Raw genomic sequence first — 20,600 nt, 5'->3', positions numbered from 1 at the left:
CGTTCCGTCGGGGGTCGGAGGCCAGTCTGCGCGCTCGGCGGTGGTGCGGGTGCGGGTGCGGGTCCGGGTGCGGGTGCGGCGGGTGCGTGTGTGTGTGCGGCTGCGGGTCGCACGACACCACGAAGTGGACACCGCACCACGACAAGGGATGGCGCTGTGTCCACTTCGTGGTGTTGTGCCGGTCTCGCGGGGCGGGGCGGGGCCGGGCGTCGCTAGGGTCGGGGGATGGGAACCACCGGTGTCGTCCTGCTCGTCGTCGGAGCCGTGCTCTTCGTCACCGGCTTCGCGCTCGCCCTCCGCCTGCGCCGGCAGGGCGGAGCACCCGTCATGAGCGGCCGCTGGCTCGGCGTCGTCGCCCCGACCAGCATCGGTGCGGTCGTCATGGTGGTGACCGCCACCTCGAGCTGGTCCTAGAGCGTCGGCACGACGACCGTGCCGACGACGAAGGTCGCCGCGAGCGTCAGGGTGGACAACACGACGACGATCCAGGCGTCGCGCCGCTTCTTCGCGACGTCGGGGGCAGTGGCAGCCGCGTGCCCGCTCCGGCGCCGGGAGCGGACGAGCACGACGATCGACCACACGAGGAACGCCACCGAGAGGGCACCGACGCTGCTGAGCACCCGCCCAGCGTGCCAGACCGCGGGCAGCCGGGTGCAGTGGGGTGCCGGGGTGAGGAGGCGCGGGGGAGGCGACCCGCGCCTCCTCGTGCCCCGGCGTCGGCACCGGGGCACGCCGCGAAGGAGCACGATGGCGGGGACCCGCGGCGCGCGCGGGCGATCGGAGACGACCCCATGAGCACCACCGACCCCGACGACTTCGTCACCCGTGCCGCACGCCGGGCCCGCGAGCTGATCGAGACCGCCGACGTCCTGCCGCCCGACGCCCGGGGCGCTTTGCGCGACCTCGCCGACCGGGCCGAGACGGCAGTCCGCGACGTGGCCGACCGCGCCGGGTCGTCCGCGCACGACTTCGTGGACCGGGCCGAGGACCTCGCCGACCGCGCCGAACGGACCGTCCGCGACGCCGCCGAGACCGTCGCCACCGCCGCTCGCGAGGCCACCGACGACGCCCACCGCCGCTACCGCCACCGCACCCGCGTCACGAACGCCGTGGGGGCCGCCGTCATCTCGGGGCTCGTCGTCGCACTCGTGGCGAGCCGGCGGCGCGAGTAGCCGGCGGCGCGAGTAGCCGGCGCGACCAGCCGGCGGCGGGGCTGCGGGGACGCCCGCTCGCGTCACCCCGCCACGCGATAAACACGCCGCCACGTTTAAACGTGGCAGCGTGTTTACATCGTGGCGGCGTCCGGCGTCCGGCGTCCGGCGTCCGGCGTGCGGCCGACCGGCGGCTCAGCCGACCGGCGTCCAGACCGACCCGGCCCCGGACGACCGCTCGACCGCGTCCAGCACCCGCTGCACTTGCAGCCCGTCGGCGAACGACGGCGTCGGCTGTCGGCCCGCGGCCAGGTCGGCCACGAGGTCGCTCAGCTGGTGGGTGAACGCGTGCTCCCAGCCGAGGCCGTGACCCGCGGGCCACCACGCGCCGACGTAGGGGTGCTCGGGCTCGGTCACCAGCACGCGGCGGAACCCCGAGTCGGGGCCGTCGACCTCGAGCAGCTCGAGTTCGTTCGGGCGTTCGAGGTCGAACGCCACGGCTCCGCGCGAGCCCGAGACCTCGAGCCGGAAGGCGTTCTTCCGGCCGGTCGCGAACCGGGACGCCTCGACCGACGCGATCGCGCCTCCGTCCATCCGGGCCGTGAACCAGGCGGCGTCGTCGACGGTCACCGCGCCGCGCTCCGAACCCGCGACGCCGCCGAGGCCCGAGGTCGCCACCGACTCGTCGACCAGCGGCCGCTCGGTCACGAACGTGTGCAGCGTGCCCGAGACCTCGGTCACGTCGAGGCCCGTCACGAACTGCGCCGCGTCGACCGCGTGCGCCCCGATGTCGCCGAGCGCACCCGACCCCGCGACCGCCTTGTCGAGCCGCCAGGTCATCGGGTCGTCCGCGTCGACCAGCCAGTCCTGCAGGTACTGCGCCCTCACCTGGCGCACCTCGCCGAGGCGCCCCGACCGCACCACGTCGCGCGCGAGCGTCACCGCGGGCACCCGACGGTACGAGAAGCCGACCATCGCGAAGACGCCCCGCTCGGCGGCGCTCGCCGCGGCCTCGGCCATGCGCTCGGCCTCGGCCACCGTGTTGGCCAACGGCTTCTCGCAGAGCACGTGCTTGCCGGCCTCGAGCGCCGCCACCGCGATCTCGACGTGGGTCGACCCGGGCGAGCAGATGTCGACCACGTCGATGTCGGGGTCGTCGAGCACGGCGCGCCAGTCCGCGGCGGTCGACCGCCAGCCCCACCGCGCGGCGGCGGCCCGGGTGGCGGCCACGTCGCGGCCGACCAGGGTCGCCATCACCGGGGCGAGCGGCAGGTCGACGAAGGCCGGGGCGACCCGCAGGGCCTGAGAATGCGCCGCACCCATGAAACCGTGTCCGACGAGGGCGAACCGCAGCTCGCCCCCTCCGGTCACCGCGCCTCCTGCAGGTCGGCGCCGTCCACCGCCGAGGAGGCGCGGGCCGGCTCGTCGACGACGCCGCCGTCCGCCGCCGGGTCACCCTGCAGGGCACCCCGCACGGACCGCCACGACTCGAGGCGTGCCCGCACCTCGGGGTCGCGCTCGGCCGCGACGGTCTCGCGGTGCGCGTTCTCGAGCACCTCGTCGACCATCACGCGCTGGCCGCTGCGCGTCGAGGCGATCGCCGCCTCGACCATCACCAGGCTCATCACGTTGCCGTGGACCTCGCCGTCGGGCCGCTCGCCCGACCGCAGCGCCCGCGTGAACGCCGCCAGCGACCCGGCGATCTCGACGCCCACGGTGGGCTGCTGTTCGGCGACCCCCGGCGTGCCGTCGAGGTCGCTCGTGGGCTCGTCGTCGCCCGACCACAGGGCCGTGCCGCCCGAGCCCGAGACGCGCCAGGCGCCGTTCCACGAGGTCTCGGCCCCGGGGCTGCACCACGACCCGTCGTAGCGGTACCGGATGCCGCCCTCGAACTCGACCACGACGCTCGCGGCCGCGTCGCCGCGGTACCAGGACCACGACGGGTTCCACGAGTCGCACCAGACCGAGACGGGGTCGCGACCGATCAGGTAGCGCGCCGAGTCGAAGGCGTGGATCGCCATGTCGAGCAGCAGCACGTCGTCCATCTGCTCGCGGAACCCGCCGAAGTGCGGTGCCCGGGCGAACGACGTAGACACCATGCCGACGTCGCCGAGCAGCCCGGCGTGCGCCCGCAGCGCGACGAGCTGGTCGTTGTAGCGGCGCGACTGCGACACCATGAACAGCTCGCCCGTCACCTCGGCCGCCGCCGTCAGCGACAGGGCCTCGGCGACGGTCTGGGCGGCCGGCTTCTCGCCCAGCACCGGCAGGCCGAGGCGCAGCGCCTGCATCGTGACGGGGTGGTGCGCGACCGGGACGGTCACGTCGAGCACGGCGTCCGGGGAGGTGCGCTCGACCAGCTGCGCCAGGTCGCGGTCGACGGGAAGGTCGGGCAGGCCCGCCGCGACGGCTCCGGCCCGGGCAGCGTCGAGGTCGAGGTCGACGATGCCGACCAGCTCGACGTCGGCCGACTCCGCCACGGTGCGCAACCAGGCGCGGCCCATCTCGCCGGCGCCGACCTGCACGACCCGCAGCGCGCCTCCTCGGCCCTCGACTCGGCGGAAGCCGCCGGGGGCGCCGGTGCTCGCTGACGTGCCGGCGCTCGCTGACGCGCCGGCGCTCGCCGGCTCGGGGGCGGTCACGCCTCGACCGGTTCGTCGATCGGGCCCGAGTAGTCCTTGCCGTCGAAGTACTCGCCGAGGTCGTAGCGCAGCAGGGTGGGCGTCGCGCGCTCGCGCTCGGGGCGGGCCCACTCGGCACCGTTCGAGATCACGCGGCGGACGTCGGGGTGGAAGTACACCGGGAAGTCCTGGTCGCCGGGCGAGAAGAAGAAGATCTTGCCGAAACCGCGGCGGTAGGTCATGCCGCTGCGGAACACCTCGCCGCCGGTGAAGCCCGAGATGAAGATCAGCTCGTCGGGCGTCGGCACGTCGAAGTACTCGCCGTACATCTCTTGCTCGGGGATGACGATCGGGTTCGGCACGCCGCGGGTGATCGGGTGCTGCGGGTTGACCGTCCACACCAGCTCTTGGTCGTGCTCGCTGCGCCAGCGGAGGGTGCAGGTCGTGCCCATCAGCTTGGTGAAGATCTTCGACCAGTGGCCCGAGTGCAGCACGACGAGGCCCATGCCGGCGAGTACGTGGCGGTGCACCCGCTCGACGACCTCGTCGTCGACGTCGGCGTGGGCGGCGTGGCCCCACCAGGTCAGCACGTCGGTCTGCTCGAGCACGCTCTCGGTGAGGCCGTGCTCTGGCTGGTCCATGGTGGCGGTGCGGACGACGGCGTCGGGCAGGTTCTCGGCGATGCCGGCCGCGATCGCGCCGTGCATGCCGTCGGGGTACCGGTCGGCGACGTGCTGCTCGACCTTCTCGTGGACGTTCTCGCCCCAGACGGTGACGCGCAACGGTGTGGTGGTCATGGTGGTCCTCTCGTGTGTCATTTGACCGCTCCGCCGGTGGCACCGGCGGCGATGAACTTCTGTGCCGCGAGCAGCAGCACGATGGCCGGCAGCGAGGCGAGCACCGCGGCGGCCATGACGGTCGACCAGTCGGCGGTGTAGGTGCCGATGTACTGGTAGATGCCCAGCGTGATCGGCCGGATGTCGGTCGTGGTGGTCAGGGTCAGCGCCATCAGGAAGTCGCTCCAGGTGAACAGGAACGTGAACAGCCCGGCCGTGATCATCGCGTTGCGGCTGATCGGCAGCACGATGCTGCGGAACGCCCGGAAGTTGCCGGCCCCGTCGACCTTCGCCGCCTCGACGATCGAGGTGGGGATGTTCAGCATGAACGCCCGCATGATCAAGATGGCGAACGGCACCCCGGCGGTCGAGTCGGCGAGGATCAGCCCGGGGATCGAGTTCAGCAGGCCGAGGTCGTTGTACGCCGCGTACAGCGCGTTCGCGACGACGATGCCCGGGATCATCTGCGAGATCAAGATGGCGAACAGCACCGCCCCGACGCCCCTCACCTTGAACTGCGCCAGGGCGTAGGAGGCGGGGGTCGCGATCACGAGGCTGAGGACGACGCTGCCGAGTGCGATCACGAGGCTCGTGACCAGGTTGCGGCCCTGGTCGGCGAAGGCCTGGGCGTAGCCGCCGAACTGCGCCTGGAACGGGAACCAGTCGGCCTCGATGGCCGAGCCCGCCGGCTGCAGCGAGATGTTCACCATCCAGTAGACGGGAAACAGCATGCCCGCCAGCAACAGCACGCCGACGGCGGTGAGCAGGTACTTCTTCGGGCCCTCGGCCCGGGGTCGACGCGACCGGGCGCCGCGGGCCACGGCCCGGGTGCTCGGCACGCGCAGGGCGGTCTCACTCATCGACGGCCTTCCGGTTGAGTCGCAGGTACACGACGGCGAACACGGCCGAGATGACGATCAGCACGTTGCTGAGCGCGGCACCCGAGCCGAAGTCGAACTGCTGGAACGACAGGGAGTACGACTGCGTCGCGATGGTCTGCGTCGCGTTCGCGGGCCCGCCGTTGGTCAACCCGAGGATGATGTCGAGCACCTTGATCGTGTAGACGACGCCGAGCACCAGCACGACGCTGACCACCGGCCGCAGCAACGGCCAGGTCACGTGGCGGAACCCCTTGAAGCCGGTGGCGCCGTCGAGCGACGCCGCCTCGTAGAGCTCGGTCGGGATGTCCTGCAGCCCGCCGTAGAGGATCGTCGTGTTGAAGGGGATGCCGATCCAGACGTTGACGAGCACGACGGTCAGCAGCGCGACGCTCGGGCTGGTCAGCCAGGGCACGGCGGGGACGCCGAACGACCCGAGGAACTGGTTCAGCACGCCGGAGTCCTGGTCGAGGATCCACTTCCAGACCGCGCTCGAGACGATCAGCGGCAGCAGCCAGGGCAGCAGCAGCAACGAGCGCAGCACGCCGTTCAGCGGGAACGCCCGGCGGAAGAACAGGGCGAACAGCAGGCCGATGACGAACTGGCCGACGATCGAGCCGATCGTGAACAGCGCCGTGTTGAGCAGGGCGGTGCCGAACAGCTGCGAGCCGAGCACCTTGGCGTAGTTCGCGAACCCGACCCAGGGGGCCTCGCCCGTGTAGAACGTGGTGGTCGTGTACGCCTGGAAGCTCATGACGAGGTTCTTGACGACCGGGTAGCCGAAGAACAGCACCAGGAAGACGGCGGCCGGCACGACGAAGAGCAGCTGCGAGACGCGCTCCCAGGTCAGGGTGCGGCGCCGGGGCGAGCGGGGCCCGGCCCGGCCGGGCCGCCGACGCGACACCGTGGCGTCGTCGTCGGCGGCCCGTCGGGGGGCGAGCGGGGTGGCGGTGGTCATGTCACTCGCTCGCCTGGGCGTCGTCGAGCGCTTCTTCTGGCGAGGCCTGGCCGGTGAGGGCCGCCTGGATCGCCGTGTAGATCGCGGTCGCGGCGGTCGGCCATTCGGCCCCGAGCTCGGCCGTGCGCGAGCGGGCACTGGCGACGAGCGTCACGAAGGCCTGCTGGTCGGGCTGCTGCTCGGCGTACGTGTCGGCGACCGAGGTCTTCGACGGGATGGTGTTGCGCTGCTCGGCCATCGCGAGCTGGTTCTCGTCGGAGTTCATGCAGGCGACGACCTTGGCGGCGACGGCCTGGCGGGCCGCGTCACCGGTCTGCGGCACGGTCCACACCTCGCCGCCGAGCGGGGCGACGGCCGTGTCGGAGGCGTCCTTCACGGGGATGGTCACGACGCCGTAGTCGGCGCCGGCGGCGTCGAGGGCGGGCAGCTGCCACGGGCCGTTGACCATCATCGCGGTCTTGCCGGCGATGAACTGGTCGTTGACGTCGGCCTGGGTCCAGTTGAGGACGCTCTTCGACATCGACCCGTCGGCGACCAGGTCGGTCCAGAGCTGCAGGGCCTCGGCGGTCTCGGGGGTCGCGATGTCCTTCTCGTCGCCGCCGTTCGACCACATGAACGGCAAGAACTGCCACGACGCCTCGTACGTGGCGTTGGCGTCGACGGCCATGCCGTAGCGGTCGCCCGAGGTCAGCGCCTTCGCGGCGCTCTCGAGCTCGTCCCACGTCGTGGGCGGCTCGATGCCGGCGTCGGCCAGCACGCTCTTGTCGTAGAACAGGGCGATGGTGTTGACGGTCGGGGCGAGCCCGTAAAGCTCGCCGTCGTAGGTGCCCGACTGGACGACGCCCTCGGCGTACCCGTCCGCGTCGAGCCCGAAGTCGGACAGGGGCGCGAGCGCCCCGGTCTCGGCGATCTGGGCCAGGTCGGGGTTGTCGAGCATGAGCACGTCGGGCAGGGTGCGCGACGACGCCTGCTGCAGCACGCGCTGGATCAGCGAGCCGCCGGGCACCATCGTGCGCTCGATCTCGACGCCGTTCTCGGTGCCGCATTTCTCGAGGAACGACGTGATGACCTTCTCGTCGTTCTCGCCGTAGTAGTCGACGACGGTCAGCTTGGTGACCTCGCCGCCGGCGCTGGTGGCCCCGCCGCCACCGGTGCACCCGGCGAGGACGAGGGGGACGACGGCGACCAGGGCGGTCGCGGTCAGGGACCTTCTGCGGATCGATGCAGGCTTCATTGCTCAGCTCTCTCTTGGCGACTGGTGGGCGGCCCGCGACGTCGGCCACCCGGGCCGGGCCCGAGAGGCGGAGTGCGACGTCGCGGCTCCGTTGCCGAGAAAGTAGCAGTTAACCGGTTAGCTTGTAAAGCGGTTAACAGAAGTCGTCGGGAGCGGTGGTGATCGCGGGGGCCGGGCCGCGCCTCCTCGTCCGTGCAGTCGGGGGCGGCGGCCGTGCCGCCCCGTCGGGGTGGACCGGGCGGCGTCGGTGCCGCCTCGCCGGGGCGGGCCGGGGCGGTCGGGGGCGGCGTCCGTGCCGCACTAGCCTGAGCGGCAGGGAAGGGAGGGCGCCGTGGCGACCATGCGAGAGGTGGCCGCGCGGGCCGGGGTGTCGATCGCGACGGTGTCGTTCGTCGTCAATGGCTCGAGGAGCGTCTCGCCGGCCACCCACCGGCGGGTCACCGAGGCGATGGCCGAGCTGGGCTACACGAACAACGTCGTCGCCCGGGCCCTCGCCAGCAAGCGCACCCGCATCGTCGCGCTGCTCTTCCCCGCCCTCGAGGAGCGCCTCGGCGGCATCGCCCTGCGGATGTTCATGAGCGCCGCCAGCCGAGCCTCCGAACTCGGCTACCACCTGGTGCTCTGGCCGACCGGCGAGACCGACCAGGACGTCCGGGACCTCGTCTCCGGCCGCCTCGTCGACGGCGTGCTCGTGATGGAGGTGCAGCTGCACGACAGCCGGGTCGAGGCCCTGCTCGAGCTCGGCCTGCCCTTCGTGTCGATGGGGCGCACCTCGCAGAACGACCGCGTGCCGTTCGTCGACATGGACTTCGAGGAGGCGGTGGAACAGGCGCTCGACCACCTCGAGTCCCTGGGGCACGAGAGCGTCGGCCTCGTGCTCGAGGACTTCTCGGCGAGCTCGATCGTGGGGTACGGCCCGGCGGCCCGCACCGAGGAGGCGTTCCGGCGCTCGGTGAAGCGACGGGGGCTGCGATCGGCGCTCGTCACGTGCGGGCCCTCGGCCGCGGGCGGTCGTCGGGCCGCACACGACCTGGTGGCGGCGCTGCCCGACGTCACTGGCGTGCTGATCATGAAGGACGACGCCACCGGCGGCCTGCTCAGCGGACTGGCCGCGACCGGGCGGCGCGTGCCGGACGACGTGTCGGTCGTCTCCCTGGCCTCGTCGACGGCGAACGGAGCCGCGACCGAGCCCACCCTCACCACCCTCGACGCCCCGGGGGTCGAGATGGGGCGGCTCGCGGTCGAGTTGCTCGTCGCCCGGCTGGACGCCGGGGTGGGTGCGGGTGCGGGTGCGGGTGCGGGTGCGGGCGGTGCGGGTGCGGGCGGTGCGGGTGCGGGTGCGGGTGCGGGTGCGGGTGCGGGCGCGGGCGGTGCGGGTGCCGGGAGTGCGGGTGCCGGCGAGCTGACGCAGGTGCTGCTGCCGTGCGTGCTGCACGTGGCGGGGTCGAGCGGGCCGGCGCCCGGGGTGGGCACGCGGGGGTAGCGGATCGGCTGACGCGTGCGGCGGCCCGGCCGTGCCCGGCCAGGACGCGCACCGCGCCAGGAGATGGGCACAGCGCCAGGACTAGACCTGGTGCTGTGCCCATCTCGTGGTGTGGTGCGGGGGGCTGGTGCTTCGCCGCCACGAAGTACACACTCCGCCACGCGAAAGGGTGGCGGCATGTTTACTTCGTGGCGGGCTGGCGGGCTGGCGGGCTGGCGGGCTGGCGGAGAGAAGCGGCCAGCGGCGACGGTGCGCCGAAGCCAGCAGTCGCCGGGGCTCAGGGCTGGGCGGGCACGGGCGTGGGCGCGAGGGCCGTCGCGACCACGGTGACGTCGTCGCTGCGCTCGCGCTCGAGGGCGAGCCGCTCGACCACCTGGACGATGCGGGCCGGCTCGGGGGTGGCCGCCAGCAGTCGTTCGAGGTCGTGCAGCGCCTCGAGCTCGACCGGGAACAGGTCGAGCACGCCGTCGCTCACGCAGACGAACACGTCGCCCTCGCCGAGCTGAGAGCGGTGACCCTGCCAGCCGGTGCCCACGCCGATGGGCAGGTCGGCCGAGTTCAGCCGGTCGACGCGGCCCGAGGCGCGTCGGACGAACGCCAGGCCGTGCCCCGCGTCGGCCCACAGCACGCCGCCGTCGGCGTCGATGCGCGCGTGGAACGACGTCGTGAACTGCGTCTCGGTGTCGTACGCGCTGGTCGTCAACCCCACGGAGGCGCGGCGGAAGGCCTCGGACGGGTCGGCGTCGTCGACGCTGCTGCGGATCACCGAGCGCACCGCGGCCGCGATCATGCCGGCGCCCACGCCCTTGCCCATGACGTCGCCGACCGTCACGGCGATGCCCGACGAGGTCGGGTACCAGTCGAAGAAGTCGCCGCCGACCTCGCGCGCCGGGACGCAGGCGCCGAACACGGCGAACGCGTCGGGCAGCGTCGAGGCGTCCGGGGGCAGCAGCGACTGCTGCACCACGGCCGCCCGGTTGAGCTCGCGCTCGACGGCGTGCTGCTGGGCCCTGGCCCGTTCGAGGCGTGCCTTCGCCTGGCGGGCCAGCTCGTTGACCGACGCGGCGACCGTGGCGTAGACGATCAGGGCGAAGGCCAGCCGGATCAACTCGCTCGGCCCTCGGCCACCCGGGCTGAACAGGTACGGCATGAGCAGGGTGACGCAGGTGCCGGCGAGGGGCAGCAGCACGTTGCGGCGACCCGGCCACGAGGCGATCCAGATGACCGCCAGCAGCACGATCGGCAGGAAGACCGACCGCTCGGCGCCCGTGCCGTAGCGCAGCAGGCCCACGGCGACGAAGTCGGCCGCGGGGACGACGAGCTCCCACCGGCGCAACTCGGCGTGGCGGGCCATCACACCGGTGAACGCCGACGCGGCGACTGCGACGACGACGCCGAGCCACATCGTGACGACGTCGGTGACGACGAGCCACGGCAGGGTCGTGCTGAGGACGGCCGCCGAGACGATGAGCACCGAGATGAACGACTGCCGGAACAGCGGGACCTTCTCGACCGGGACGCTCCGCAGGGCCCGGTTGAGCGCCTGCCCGACGGCGTCGGCACCGTCCGTGACACGCCCCATGCTGGCCCCCTCGCCCCGGGTCGACCGTCGACCACGGGTGTCGTCTTGCCTCGTCTTCACGGCGACGCTACAGGGTTCGGCCGTCTGGCCGGGGACCGCAGGAGGCGCGGTGTGCGACCGACGCGCACCGCGCCTCCTGGGGACGAGGCGTCGGGTGGGGGCCGGGGCAGCCTCAGGCGGTCTGGTCGGGGTGGTGCGCGTCCGGGGCGGACGTCGGGCGCGCTTCCGCTGCCGACGTCCCGACAGCCGGGGCCTCCGGCGTCGACCCGACGGACGCCTCCGCGGTCGACGGCACCGGAACCCCCGGGGCTGACGCGGCTGACGCGGCTGACGCGGCTGACGCGGCTGACGCGGCTGACGCGGCTGGCGTGCCCGACGCGACCCGCGCCTCCTGGGCGTAGGCGCCGAAGCGCAGCACGTCGGCTCCGTACGAGGCGAAGAGGGCGGCCAGGTCGGTCACGCGCGCCTGGGACAGCTTCTTCGTCGGGCGCGAGGTCAGCTCGCGGACCACGCCCGCGAGCTGGGAGCGGTGCGAGACGATCGCCGTGGCCGCGCCTCCGTCGGTGGCGTCGCGCTCGGTTGCGAAGACCGTCGCGTCGCGGTGCGAGTAGAAGACGCAGGTGTCGAACCAGACGCGCGCCCCGACCTCGGCCTGCACCCGGTCGGACAGTCGCTGGGCCTGCCGGCGCACCTGCGAGGCGGGAGCGTCGCGGCCGAGGTGCGTCCGGACGGTCAGCACCGTGGGGGAGTCCTTCACGACCTGCAGGGCGAACGGCGGCGTCATCGTGCTCTCGTCGAACAGGCCCGCGAAGGCCGGGAACACGCTGCTCGGTGTCAGGCCGTCGAAGACGATGCCGTTCCAGCCCTTGTTCTCGATCACCATGACGCCGGTCTCGCTGAGCAGGACGTGGTCGACCTGCGCGACGAACCGCGAGGAGGCGCTGGTCGCCACCGGCACGAACACCACGTTGGTCAGCAACACGGCGTCGACGCCCAGCTGACGGCAGGCGTCGGCGATGTCGTCGCGCGAGGTGGCCTCCCACTTCAGGCCGGCTGCGACGAGGTCTCGGGCCTGCTTCGCCTCGGTGAGGGCGGCCTGGCGTTCGGCGCCCAGGGTCTCGCGCTCTCGGGCGCGCTCGGCGGCGACCCGGGCGAGGGCGTCGTCGTGGGCGGCGGCCAGGGCCTCGTGCTGTTCACGCGCGGCCCGGGCCTGCTCGTCGGCGGCGGCCTTCGCGGCGGCCACGGCACGTCGGGCGCGGGCCCGCAGCACGACGGCGACGACGATCAGGGCGATCAGCAGGACGGCGGCGATGATCCACGGGACGAGGGTCTGGTCGAACGGCATGCCCCCAGCAGAACACGGGGCGCGGGCGGGGCGGCGGTGCCTCGCCGGGCTCGGGCGGGGTCGGGGTCGGGGCCCGGCTCGGGCCGGGTCGGCCGGGGTCGGGCACGGCCGGGGTCGGGCACGGCCGGGCTCGGGCACGGGCGCGGGCTGCGTCGTGTCGGCGCCGAGCCTGGCGAAGGAGGCGCGGGTCGTCAGCCCGGGACGCCGCGGCCCCGCCAGGTGCCCAGCTCGGCGACCTCGCTCCAGCCGAGGCTCTCGTAGAGGCGGCGACCGTCGACGCTGGCGAAGAGCAGGCCCGTCGTCGCCCCTCGGGCGGCGGCCCCGTGCTCGAGGCCGGCCATGACGCGGCTGGCCAGCCCGCGCCTCCTGAAGTCGGGTACGGTCGCGATGCGGTCGAAGACCGCGTGGTCGCCGACGACGGCCGCCTGTCCGCGGGCGGCGACGACGCCGTCCGACTCGACCCGCACGTGCACGACGCGGTCGGCGTCGTCCACGATCACGTCCGGGGGCAGCGGCGTCGCCGAGACCGGGGCGGTCATCATCCGTTCGGCGTGGGCCACGGCGTCGAGCCGGGCGAGAGCCCCACGGGCGTCGTCGTCGAGGGGGCCGACGACCGACAGCCACACGTCGGGAGCGGCCGTCGCGGCGACGAGTCGGGCGAGCTCGTCCGAGGTCGGCCGGGCCACGATCCGTTCGACCGCGCGGGTCGCGGCGGCGACGTCGACCCGCCAGCAGTCGCCGTCTCGGTGACGGGCGGCTCCGCGCGAGAGCGACCAGCCCTCGACCCACCGGTCGACGAGGCGGGTGAGGTCGTCGGGCGTCTCGGGCACGTGTCGAGCGTAGGGCTGGTCGACACGACGCCGTCGCTTCGGCACGACGCCACGAAGTGGACACGACGCCACGACTAGTCCTGGTGCGGTGTCCACTTCTTGGTGCCGTGACCACTTCATGGCGTGGTGGGCTCGCGCCTCGTGGCTCGTGGCTCGTGGCTCGCGGCTCCCGGCTCCCGGCGGACTCAGGGTGTCGCGTCGTCGTACACGCCGATCAGCCGGTCGAGGAACCTCTGCACGATCGCCCGCTCGGTGTCGTCCATGCCCTCGACGAGCCGTTCGATGCCGTCGATCATCGGCAGCACCTGCTCGTAGGCCCGGTCGGCCGACGCCTGCTCGGCCGTGACGACGAGCTTGCGGCCGTCGGAGGGGTGCCGCTCGCGCCGCACGTGACCGGCCGACTCGAGCCGGTTCAGCACGAGGGTCATCGCCGCCGTCGACACCTCGACGCGCCGTGCCAGCTCGCTCGGGGTCGCCGGGCCGGTCGTGATCAGGTGGTCCATGGCGTCGAGCCCGGCCCGGTCGACGCCCAGGCGCTCGGCCAGGTGCCGCTCGAACCGCTGCTGTCGGACGGCCACCTGCTGCACGCGGGCGCGGATGTCGTCGGCGGGCAGCTCGCGCCCGTCACGCCGGGCCCGGGTGCGGTCGTCGCGATCTGAGCGGTCGTCACGCTCGGGCGGCTCGGGGCGCTCGGGGCCGTCGGCGCGCTCGCGGGGATCGATGTCGGTCACGACTCGAGGATAACCGTGTAGATTGCCAATCTCGTTGATAATCAATCCAGGGAGCAATCTGTGACCTTCACCCTCCCGCGCACCCGGGTCCTCATCTCGGGCGCCAGCATCGCCGGTCCCGCCCTCGCCCACTGGCTCGACCGCTACGGCTTCGAGACGACGATCGTCGAACGCGCCCCCGAGCTGCGCACCGGCGGGCAGAACGTCGACGTCCGCGGGGCCGGCCGCGAGGTCACCCGCCGCATGGGCCTCGAAGACGACGTCCGCGCCGCCACGACGGGCGAGGTCGGCACCCGCTTCGTCGGGCCGACGGGCGGCACGGTCGCCGAGTTCCCCGCCGGCACCTCGGATTCAGGAGGCGCGACCGCCGAACTCGAGATCCTGCGGGGGGACCTCGCGCGGCTCCTCGTCGGGCACACCACGGGCGACGGCCCGGGTGGTGGCACCACGTACCGCTTCGGCGACCGCATCACCGGCATCCGCGAAGACGACGGGGGCGTCGTCGTCTCGTTCGAGCACGCCCCCGACGAGCGCTTCGACCTCGTCGTCGCCGCGGACGGCATCGGTTCGAGCACGCGGCGCCTGGTGTTCGGCGACGAGCCGACGATCCGGTCGCTCGGGCTCGAGACCTCGTACGCGACGATCCCCCGCACGACCACCGACGACGACTGGTGGCGCTGGTACAACGCCGCCGGGGGTCGGTCGATCACGTTGCGCCCGGACGCGCACGGCACCATCCGGGCTGCGATGTCGTTCGTCACCGACCGCGCCCGCGAGCAGGCCGGGGCCGAGCGTCGCACCGTCGACGAGCAGCGGACCCGCCTGCGCGAGGTCTTCGGCGACGCCGGCTGGGAGGCCCGCCGCGTGCTCGACGGCTTCGACCACGCCGACGACCTCTACTTCGAGTCGATCGGGCAGGTGCACGCGCCGCGCTGGTCGTCGGGCCGGGTCGTCCTGCTCGGCGACGCGGCGTACTGCGCCTCACCGGTGAGCGGCATGGGCACGAGCCTGTCGCTGGCCGGGGCCTACGTGCTGGCCGGCGAGCTCGCCTCGCATCGCCACCACCGCGACGCGTTCGCCGACTACGAGCGCCTGATGCGGCCCTACGTCGAGCAGGCCCAGAAGCTGCCGCCGGGGGTGCCGCGGGTCGCGAACCCGACGTCGCGTGCGGGCGTCGCGTTGTTCCACGCGGGCGTCCGGCTCGCGGCGACGCGCGTCGCCGGACGGCTCGGGGCCCGTTTCACCACGCCGCCGGCCGACGCGCTCGACCTGCCCGACTACTCGCACCTCGAGGCCTGACGGGCCGGGCCGGGCCGGTCGGCCGGTCGGCCTGTCGGTCGGTCGGTCGGTCGTCGAGTGGTCCCGAACCGTCCTCCCCCGCGCGGGGAAGGACGATCCGGGACCACTCGACCACGGCCCGGACGAGGAGGCGCGGGTCGGGCATCCGACGGACGGCCCTGCCACGCAGAACGGCCAGGCCACGCGGAACGGGCGGGTCCGGGTGAGCCGGGCGTCCGAAGACGCCCGTCCACACCGGACCCGCCCGTTCGTCCGGAGGGGTCGGCCGACCTAGCGAGCCGAGGCGGTCTCGCCGACGCGCGTTCCGTCGACGTCGGTGTCGGACGCGTCCGACCCGTCGCCGTCGCCGCCATCGCGACGGGCACGCGCCCGCACGAACAGGCTCGACGCGTACACCAGCACGAGCGACGCGAGGATCGCCACGATCACGGCGACCTGCCCGCCGGCCAGGCTGATCTGGCCGAACAGGATGCCGACGACGCCGTAGTCCGAGTCGGAGAAGGTCGAGTTCGACAGTCCGATGTCGCCCAGCACCGGCAGCAGGAACAGCGGCAGGAACGTGATGGCGAGGCCGTTGGCGAAGGCGCCGAGCACGGCACCGCGTCGACCGCCGGCGGCGTTGCCGATGACGCCCGAGGCGGCACCGGTCATGAAGTGCGCGACGACGCCCGGGATCACGATCGCGGTGCCCGCGAAGATCATCACCGACATGCCGACGATGCCACCGACGAAGCTCGCGAGGAACCCGATCAGCACGGCGTTCGGGGCGAACGTGAAGGTGATCGGCACGTCGAGCGCCGGGATCGCGTTCTTGACGAGGCGCTCGCTGATGCCCTTGAACGCGGGCACGATCTCGGCCAGCACGACGCGCACGCCGGCGAGGATCACGAAGACGCCCGCCGAGAAGGTCGCGGCCTGCATGACGACGTAGACGATGTAGTTCTGGCCGCCGCTGAGCTCGGTCTCGACGAACGAGGCACCGGCGAACAGCGCGACGATCACGTAGATGACGGCCATCGACAGCGCCACGATCACCGTGGTGTCGCGGAGGAACCCGAGGCCTTTCGGGAACGTGATGTCCTCGGTGGACTTCGACGGCGTGCCCTTGCCTCGGGTCAGCGTGGCGACGAGGCCGCTCAGGGCGACGCCGGCACCGCCGGTGTGGCCGAGGGCGACGTCGTTCGACCCCGTGACCTTGCGCATGAACGGCTGCACGATCGCCGGCGACAGGGTCGTGACGAGCCCCTGCAGCAGCGAGCCCCAGAGCACGACGCCCCACACGGGGAACCCGGCGACGCCGAGGATCACGGCGATCATCGCGGCCATGTAGAAGGCGACGTGACCCGAGAGGTAGATGTACTTGAAGTGCGTCGTCGCGGCGAGCAACACGTTGACGACGAACCCGAAGAAGAAGATCAGCGCGGCGGCCGAGCCGTAGTCGAGCAGCACCTGGCCGACGATGGCCTCGTTGTTCGGGACCACGCCCTGCACGTCGAACGCCTGCTGGAACATGGCACCGAACGGGTCGAGCGCGGCGACGACCACGCCGGCGCCGGCGGCCAGCACCAGGAACCCGACGAGGGTGCGCACGGTGCCCTTGAGCACGTCGCTGAACGCCTTGCGCTGCAGCAGCAGGCCGACGAGCGAGATCAGCGCGACGATGATCGCCGGCTGGCGGAAGACGTCGAGGAGGACGGAGAGCACGCCGTCCATCAGTGGGCCCCGGCGTCGGGCACGGTGACGCCCTTGCGGATCGCGGTCTCGCGCACCTTCGTGCGCAGCTCGGCCAGGTCGATGATGCTGTCGAGCACCACGACGTCGCCGAGGCCGCCGACCGAGTCGGCCAGGTCGGCGCCGACGAAGATCACGTCGGCGGCACCCGGGCCCACCGAGCCGAGGTCGGCGTGGTCGACGTCGACCCCGGTGATGCCCTGCTCTTTGAGGACCTTCTCGATGTTCATGTGGACCATGAAGCTCGAACCGAGGCCCGAGCTGCAGACGGCGAGGAATTTCATGCGTTCTATCCGATCTTGGTGAGGACCGCCAGGGTGTCGGCGGGGGTGGAGGAGGCGAGCAGCTCGGCGCGGAGCGTCTCGTCGGAGAGCAGGGTGGCGAGGGCCATCATCGTGTCGAGGTGGCTCTGCGGGTCGGTCGCGGCGAGGCAGAAGAAGAGGTCGATCGGGTGCGCCGGGTCGTCCGCCAGCAGCACGGTCTCGTCGACGCGCAGGCTCGACAGCCCGGTGCGCACGACGCCGTTCTCGGGCCGGCTGTGCGCGAGGGCGATGCCGAAGCCGAGGTCGATGTAGGTGCCGCCCGCGGCGATCGAGTCGGTCATGGCGGCGACGTAGTGGTCGCTGATCGCCCCGCTGTCGAGCAACGGCTGCGCGACGCGCTCGACGGCGTCGCGCCAGCCGTCGACGCGGTCGGCGAAGAGGATGGTCTCGGGGGTGAGGAGGTCGGTCAGCACTGTCGTTCCTGGTGGGGGTCGGTGACGTCGGCGTCGGGACGGGCGTCGGAGGTGGTGGTCGGGTTCAGGAGGCGCGGCTCGGCAGCCGAGGAGCGCCCGGTCGGTCAGCCGTGCAGGCCGAAGAAGATCTCGCTGTTCTGCGGGGTGAAGTGGCTGGTGCCGTAGGCGACGGCCCGCTCGTCGCCGTCGAACACGGTGGACGCGATCTTGAGCAGCGTCGTGCCGAGCGGTACGTCGAGTTCGTCGGCGTGGAGGGTGCTCGCGCCGTCGAGCGAGACGAGCAGGTCTTGCCGGGCGAGCGTCACGCCGTGCTCGCGGTCGAGGTGGCCGTAGAGGGAGCCGTCGGTGAAGTCGACGGTCGACGTCTCGGGGAACAGCGCGTACGGCAGCCAGGTCACCACGAGGTGGTGCAACGAGCCGTTGACGAAGCGGAGGCGCGTGAGCTCGACGACCTCGTCGGCCGAGTTGATGTCGAGGTGGCTCGCGACGGTCTCGCCCGCGCGGACGACCTTCTGGTCGAGCACGCGGGTGCTGACCGCGAAGCCCTCGCCGGTCTGCTGCGCGTGGAAGCCCTTGACCTCGTCGGCGAAGCGCTCACGGTAGTGCAGGCGGTACTGCGGCTCGGTGACGAAGGTGCCGCGGCCGTGCTCGCGCACGAGGTGGCCGTCGGCGATCAGGCCGTCGACGGCGTGCCGGAGGGTGATGCGGCTGACGCCGTACTCGTCGCAGAGCACGGGCTCGGCGGGCAGCTGCGACCCGGCCTCGAGCTTCTGGATGCGGGACAGCAGGTGCTCGCGCACGGCCACGTACTTGCTCGTGCCACTCGTGGTGCTCATCTGGTGCCTCCGCGCCGTTGCTGAAGTGGGTGGTGCCCGACCGGGATCGTCAGGTCGTCGAGTCGTCGAGTCGTCGCGTCGTCGAGTCGTCAGGTCGTCAAGTCGTCATGATGACTTCGACGAGGTTACGACGCAGTGACCTCCCGTGCAAGTCGACAGTCGTCTTGATTCATCATGACGTCCTGATGACCGACGCTACGGTCGTCGGAGACCCAGCCCGCCCCTCCTCGAACCGGAGCCCCCCGTGATCCACGCTCTCGACCAGCCCCCTCTCGACCACGCCGCCGTCACCACCGCCCGCCTGCTCGCCCTCGACGCCGTCGAGCGGGCCGGGTCCGGCCACCCGGGGACGGCGGCCGCGCTGGCCCCCGTCGCGCACCTCCTCTTCCAGAAGCACCTGCGTCACGACCCGCAGGCACCCGACTGGGCCGGCCGCGACCGCTTCGTGCTGAGCTGCGGGCACGCGAGCGTCCTGCTCTACACGCAGCTCTTCCTCACCGGGTACGACGTGTCGCTCGACGACCTCAGGGCGTTCCGCACGCTCGGGTCGCGCACCCCCGGGCACCCCGAGCTCGGCCACACGCCCGGCGTCGAGACCACGACGGGCCCGCTCGGCCAGGGATTCGCCACGGCCGTCGGCATGGCCATGGCCATCGCGCACGAGCGCGCCGTCAACGACCCCGACGCGGCCCCCGGCGAGTCCGTCTTCGACCGCCGGGTCTTCGTGCTCGCCTCGGACGGAGACCTGCAGGAGGGCCTCTCGTACGAGGCCGGCGCACTCGCCGGACGTCACCGCCTCGGCAACCTGACGGTGATCTACGACGACAACGACATCCAGATCGAGGGCGACACGAGCCTCACCTCGAGCGAGAACGTCGGCGCCCGGTTCGCCGCGCAAGGCTGGCGCGTCGACCACGTCGGCCTCGCCTCGGACGGCGACGTCGACGTCGAGGCCCTCGACGAGGTGCTCTCGGCCACCGATCGGCGCGGCGACCGCCCGCACCTCGTCGTGCTTAAGTCGCAGATCGCCTGGCCCGCCCCGAACGCCCGCAACACCTCGGCCTCGCACGGCGCCCCGCTCGGGGCCGCCGAGGTCGCGGCCACGCGGGTCGAACTCGGCGTCGACTCCGAGCCCTTCACCGTCGACGACACCGTGCTCGCCCACACCCGTTCGGCGCTCGAGCGGGGCCGCGCCGCCCGTGAGGCCTGGCAGGTCGCCGCCGACGCCTGGGAGCTCGCCCACCCCGCGGCCGCCGCCGAACTGCGCCGCTCGCGCTCGCGCACCCTGCCCGCGGACCTCGCGTCGCGCCTCCCCGTCTTCTCTCCCGGCGAGACGCTCGCCACCCGCGACGCGTCGGGCAAGGTGATCCAGGCGCTCGCCGACGCACTGCCCGAGCTGTGGGGCGGCTCGGCCGACCTGGCCGAACCCAACCGCACCGCGATCGCAGGAGGCGCGTCGTACCTCCCCGAGGACGGCCCCGGCACCGGCCGCGCCGGTCGCAACGTCCACTGGGGCGTGCGCGAGGGTGCGATGGCCTCGGCCATGAACGGCATCGCCCTGATCGAGGGATCGCGGTTCTTCGCCGGCACGTTCTTGGTCTTCAGCGACTACCAGCGGCCCGCGATCCGCCTGGCGGCGCTCATGCAGCTGCCCGTGACGTACCTCTGGTCGCACGACTCGGTGGCCCTCGGCGCCGACGGGCCGACCCACCAGCCGATCGAGCACCTGGCGAGCCTGCGAGCGATGCCCGGGTTCTCGGTGGTGCGCCCGGCCGACGGCGCCGAGACGGCCGCGGCCTGGCTGGCGATCGTGGAGAAGGACGGCCCGGCCGGGCTCGTGCTGGCCCGCCAGCCGCTGCCCGTCGCCCCGACGCCGGCCGAGGTGGTGCGCGAGGGCGTGCGCCGCGGGGCCTACGTCGTGCAGGACGGCACCCGGGCTGATGGTTCGGCCGACGCCGTCTCGGCGGACGCCGGCGCCGCCGCCGGAGCCCCCGACGTGGTCGTCGTCGCGACGGGCAGCGAGGTCGCCCTCGTGCTCGAGGCCGTCGCGCAGATCGACGATCTCGCCGTGCGCGTCGTGTCGATGCCGTGTCGCGAGTGGTTCGACGCCGAGCCCGCGGAGTACCGCGAGCAGGTGCTGCCCCGCGCGGTGTCGGCTCGGGTCGTCGTCGAGGCCGCCGCGAGCTTCGGCTGGGAGGGCGTCGCCGGGCCCGACGGCGTGATCGTCGGCATCGACGAGTTCGGCCTGTCCGCGCCGGCGGCCGACGCGCTGCGCGAGCGCGGCATGACCACCGAGCGCGTCGTCGCCGCGGTGCGCGCTGCCGCTGCCCGCGCCGCGGCGGCCTGACCCGC

General features: G+C 73.0%; 20 protein-coding genes. 5 read left to right on the top strand and 15 right to left on the bottom strand.

Features of this window, described 5'->3' with window-relative positions; translation table 11 throughout:
- Nucleotides 1-225: 225 nt before the first annotated feature.
- A complete protein-coding gene (locus tag ITJ55_RS13725) occupies nucleotides 226-414 on the top strand; it encodes a hypothetical protein (RefSeq protein WP_194595896.1) in 189 nt (62 codons plus the stop codon).
- Here ITJ55_RS13725 and ITJ55_RS13720 read toward each other — a convergent pair.
- Nucleotides 411-620, bottom strand: a complete 210-nt coding sequence (locus ITJ55_RS13720) for a hypothetical protein (RefSeq protein WP_194595895.1) — start codon at nucleotides 618-620, stop codon at nucleotides 411-413. The genes ITJ55_RS13725 and ITJ55_RS13720 overlap by 4 nt on opposite strands.
- 171 nt (nucleotides 621-791) lie before the next feature.
- Here ITJ55_RS13720 and ITJ55_RS13715 point away from each other — a divergent pair, with 171 nt between their 5' ends.
- Nucleotides 792-1,172: a hypothetical protein gene (locus ITJ55_RS13715; RefSeq protein ID WP_194595894.1), complete on the top strand. Its 381-nt coding sequence runs from the start codon at nucleotides 792-794 to the stop codon at nucleotides 1,170-1,172.
- A 174-nt stretch (nucleotides 1,173-1,346) separates the two neighbouring features.
- On the opposite strand, the gene ITJ55_RS13710 is transcribed toward ITJ55_RS13715, so the two are convergent.
- The 6 genes from ITJ55_RS13710 to ITJ55_RS13685 form a co-directional block, all read right to left on the bottom strand.
- A complete protein-coding gene (locus ITJ55_RS13710) occupies nucleotides 1,347-2,522 on the bottom strand; it encodes a Gfo/Idh/MocA family protein (protein WP_370544175.1) in 1,176 nt (391 codons plus the stop codon).
- On the bottom strand, nucleotides 2,519-3,682 hold the full coding sequence (locus ITJ55_RS13705) for a Gfo/Idh/MocA family protein (RefSeq protein ID WP_194596062.1): 1,164 nt from the start codon (nucleotides 3,680-3,682) through the stop codon (nucleotides 2,519-2,521). The genes ITJ55_RS13710 and ITJ55_RS13705 overlap by 4 nt, the downstream gene beginning before the upstream one ends.
- A gap of 104 nt (nucleotides 3,683-3,786) precedes the next feature.
- Nucleotides 3,787-4,566: a ThuA domain-containing protein gene (locus ITJ55_RS13700; RefSeq protein WP_194595893.1), complete on the bottom strand. Its 780-nt coding sequence runs from the start codon at nucleotides 4,564-4,566 to the stop codon at nucleotides 3,787-3,789.
- A gap of 17 nt (nucleotides 4,567-4,583) precedes the next feature.
- Nucleotides 4,584-5,465 carry a carbohydrate ABC transporter permease gene (locus tag ITJ55_RS13695; RefSeq protein WP_194595892.1) on the bottom strand — a complete coding sequence of 294 codons (882 nt, stop codon included), beginning with the start codon at nucleotides 5,463-5,465 and terminating at the stop codon, nucleotides 4,584-4,586.
- Nucleotides 5,458-6,441, bottom strand: a complete 984-nt coding sequence (locus tag ITJ55_RS13690) for a carbohydrate ABC transporter permease (RefSeq protein WP_194595891.1) — start codon at nucleotides 6,439-6,441, stop codon at nucleotides 5,458-5,460. Before ITJ55_RS13690 ends, ITJ55_RS13695 begins: the two co-directional genes overlap by 8 nt.
- A 1-nt stretch (nucleotide 6,442) precedes the next feature.
- Nucleotides 6,443-7,675 carry an ABC transporter substrate-binding protein gene (locus tag ITJ55_RS13685; protein WP_194595890.1) on the bottom strand — a complete coding sequence of 411 codons (1,233 nt, stop codon included), beginning with the start codon at nucleotides 7,673-7,675 and terminating at the stop codon, nucleotides 6,443-6,445.
- A gap of 340 nt (nucleotides 7,676-8,015) precedes the next feature.
- On the opposite strand from ITJ55_RS13685, the gene ITJ55_RS13680 reads away from it, so the two are divergent.
- A complete protein-coding gene (locus tag ITJ55_RS13680; RefSeq protein ID WP_194596061.1) occupies nucleotides 8,016-9,158 on the top strand; it encodes a LacI family DNA-binding transcriptional regulator in 1,143 nt (380 codons plus the stop codon).
- Nucleotides 9,159-9,435: 277 nt separating this feature from the next.
- On the opposite strand, the gene ITJ55_RS13675 is transcribed toward ITJ55_RS13680, so the two are convergent.
- The 4 genes from ITJ55_RS13675 to ITJ55_RS13660 form a co-directional block, all read right to left on the bottom strand.
- Nucleotides 9,436-10,740 carry a PP2C family protein-serine/threonine phosphatase gene (locus ITJ55_RS13675; RefSeq protein WP_194595889.1) on the bottom strand — a complete coding sequence of 435 codons (1,305 nt, stop codon included), beginning with the start codon at nucleotides 10,738-10,740 and terminating at the stop codon, nucleotides 9,436-9,438.
- Between the two features lie 172 nt (nucleotides 10,741-10,912).
- Nucleotides 10,913-12,085 carry a nuclease-related domain-containing protein gene (locus tag ITJ55_RS13670; RefSeq protein ID WP_194595888.1) on the bottom strand — a complete coding sequence of 391 codons (1,173 nt, stop codon included), beginning with the start codon at nucleotides 12,083-12,085 and terminating at the stop codon, nucleotides 10,913-10,915.
- Nucleotides 12,086-12,276: 191 nt separating this feature from the next.
- On the bottom strand, nucleotides 12,277-12,915 hold the full coding sequence (locus tag ITJ55_RS16565; RefSeq protein WP_194595887.1) for a GNAT family N-acetyltransferase: 639 nt from the start codon (nucleotides 12,913-12,915) through the stop codon (nucleotides 12,277-12,279).
- 185 nt (nucleotides 12,916-13,100) lie between these two features.
- On the bottom strand, nucleotides 13,101-13,646 hold the full coding sequence (locus tag ITJ55_RS13660) for a MarR family winged helix-turn-helix transcriptional regulator (RefSeq protein WP_370544174.1): 546 nt from the start codon (nucleotides 13,644-13,646) through the stop codon (nucleotides 13,101-13,103).
- Between the two features lie 60 nt (nucleotides 13,647-13,706).
- Here ITJ55_RS13660 and ITJ55_RS13655 point away from each other — a divergent pair, with 60 nt between their 5' ends.
- A complete protein-coding gene (locus ITJ55_RS13655) occupies nucleotides 13,707-14,945 on the top strand; it encodes an FAD-dependent monooxygenase (protein ID WP_194595886.1) in 1,239 nt (412 codons plus the stop codon).
- Nucleotides 14,946-15,215: 270 nt separating this feature from the next.
- On the opposite strand, the gene ITJ55_RS13650 is transcribed toward ITJ55_RS13655, so the two are convergent.
- From ITJ55_RS13650 to ITJ55_RS13635, 4 genes are all read right to left on the bottom strand, one after another.
- Nucleotides 15,216-16,649 (bottom strand): PTS ascorbate transporter subunit IIC, encoded by a 1,434-nt coding sequence (locus ITJ55_RS13650; RefSeq protein WP_370544173.1) that lies wholly within the window; start codon nucleotides 16,647-16,649, stop codon nucleotides 15,216-15,218.
- A gap of 8 nt (nucleotides 16,650-16,657) precedes the next feature.
- Nucleotides 16,658-16,960: a PTS sugar transporter subunit IIB gene (locus tag ITJ55_RS13645; protein WP_194595884.1), complete on the bottom strand. Its 303-nt coding sequence runs from the start codon at nucleotides 16,958-16,960 to the stop codon at nucleotides 16,658-16,660.
- A 5-nt stretch (nucleotides 16,961-16,965) separates the two neighbouring features.
- The gene (locus tag ITJ55_RS13640) at nucleotides 16,966-17,412 is read right to left on the bottom strand and encodes a PTS sugar transporter subunit IIA (RefSeq protein WP_194595883.1); all 447 of its coding nucleotides are present in this window, start codon (nucleotides 17,410-17,412) and stop codon (nucleotides 16,966-16,968) included.
- A 104-nt stretch (nucleotides 17,413-17,516) separates the two neighbouring features.
- Nucleotides 17,517-18,248, bottom strand: coding sequence for a GntR family transcriptional regulator (locus ITJ55_RS13635; protein WP_194595882.1), 732 nt, complete (start codon nucleotides 18,246-18,248; stop codon nucleotides 17,517-17,519).
- Nucleotides 18,249-18,492: 244 nt separating this feature from the next.
- Between ITJ55_RS13635 and ITJ55_RS16560 the strand changes: the two genes are divergently transcribed.
- Nucleotides 18,493-20,595 carry a transketolase gene (locus tag ITJ55_RS16560; protein ID WP_194595881.1) on the top strand — a complete coding sequence of 701 codons (2,103 nt, stop codon included), beginning with the start codon at nucleotides 18,493-18,495 and terminating at the stop codon, nucleotides 20,593-20,595.
- Nucleotides 20,596-20,600: the final 5 nt, after the last annotated feature.

This window comes from Frigoribacterium sp. VKM Ac-1396 (assembly GCF_015350895.1).
Taxonomy (GTDB): Bacteria; Actinomycetota; Actinomycetes; order Actinomycetales; family Microbacteriaceae; genus Frigoribacterium.
The sequence above is the reverse complement of the archived record's forward strand: the minus strand, read 5'-3'. Positions and strand labels throughout refer to the sequence as shown.

Bases quoted from the DNA above. Each gene is read 5' to 3' on its own strand.
- ITJ55_RS13725 (WP_194595896.1), top strand. From the start codon at position 226: ATGGGAACCACCGGTGTCGTCCTGCTCGTCGTCGGAGCCGTGCTCTTC.
- ITJ55_RS13715 (WP_194595894.1), top strand. From the start codon at position 792: ATGAGCACCACCGACCCCGACGACTTCGTCACCCGTGCCGCACGCCGG.
- ITJ55_RS13700 (WP_194595893.1), bottom strand. From the start codon at position 4,566: ATGACCACCACACCGTTGCGCGTCACCGTCTGGGGCGAGAACGTCCAC.
- ITJ55_RS13695 (WP_194595892.1), bottom strand. From the start codon at position 5,465: ATGAGTGAGACCGCCCTGCGCGTGCCGAGCACCCGGGCCGTGGCCCGC.
- ITJ55_RS13690 (WP_194595891.1), bottom strand. From the start codon at position 6,441: ATGACCACCGCCACCCCGCTCGCCCCCCGACGGGCCGCCGACGACGAC.
- ITJ55_RS13685 (WP_194595890.1), bottom strand. From the start codon at position 7,675: ATGAAGCCTGCATCGATCCGCAGAAGGTCCCTGACCGCGACCGCCCTG.
- ITJ55_RS13680 (WP_194596061.1), top strand. From the start codon at position 8,016: ATGCGAGAGGTGGCCGCGCGGGCCGGGGTGTCGATCGCGACGGTGTCG.
- ITJ55_RS13675 (WP_194595889.1), bottom strand. From the start codon at position 10,740: ATGGGGCGTGTCACGGACGGTGCCGACGCCGTCGGGCAGGCGCTCAAC.
- ITJ55_RS13670 (WP_194595888.1), bottom strand. From the start codon at position 12,085: ATGCCGTTCGACCAGACCCTCGTCCCGTGGATCATCGCCGCCGTCCTG.
- ITJ55_RS13645 (WP_194595884.1), bottom strand. From the start codon at position 16,960: ATGAAATTCCTCGCCGTCTGCAGCTCGGGCCTCGGTTCGAGCTTCATG.
- ITJ55_RS13635 (WP_194595882.1), bottom strand. From the start codon at position 18,248: ATGAGCACCACGAGTGGCACGAGCAAGTACGTGGCCGTGCGCGAGCAC.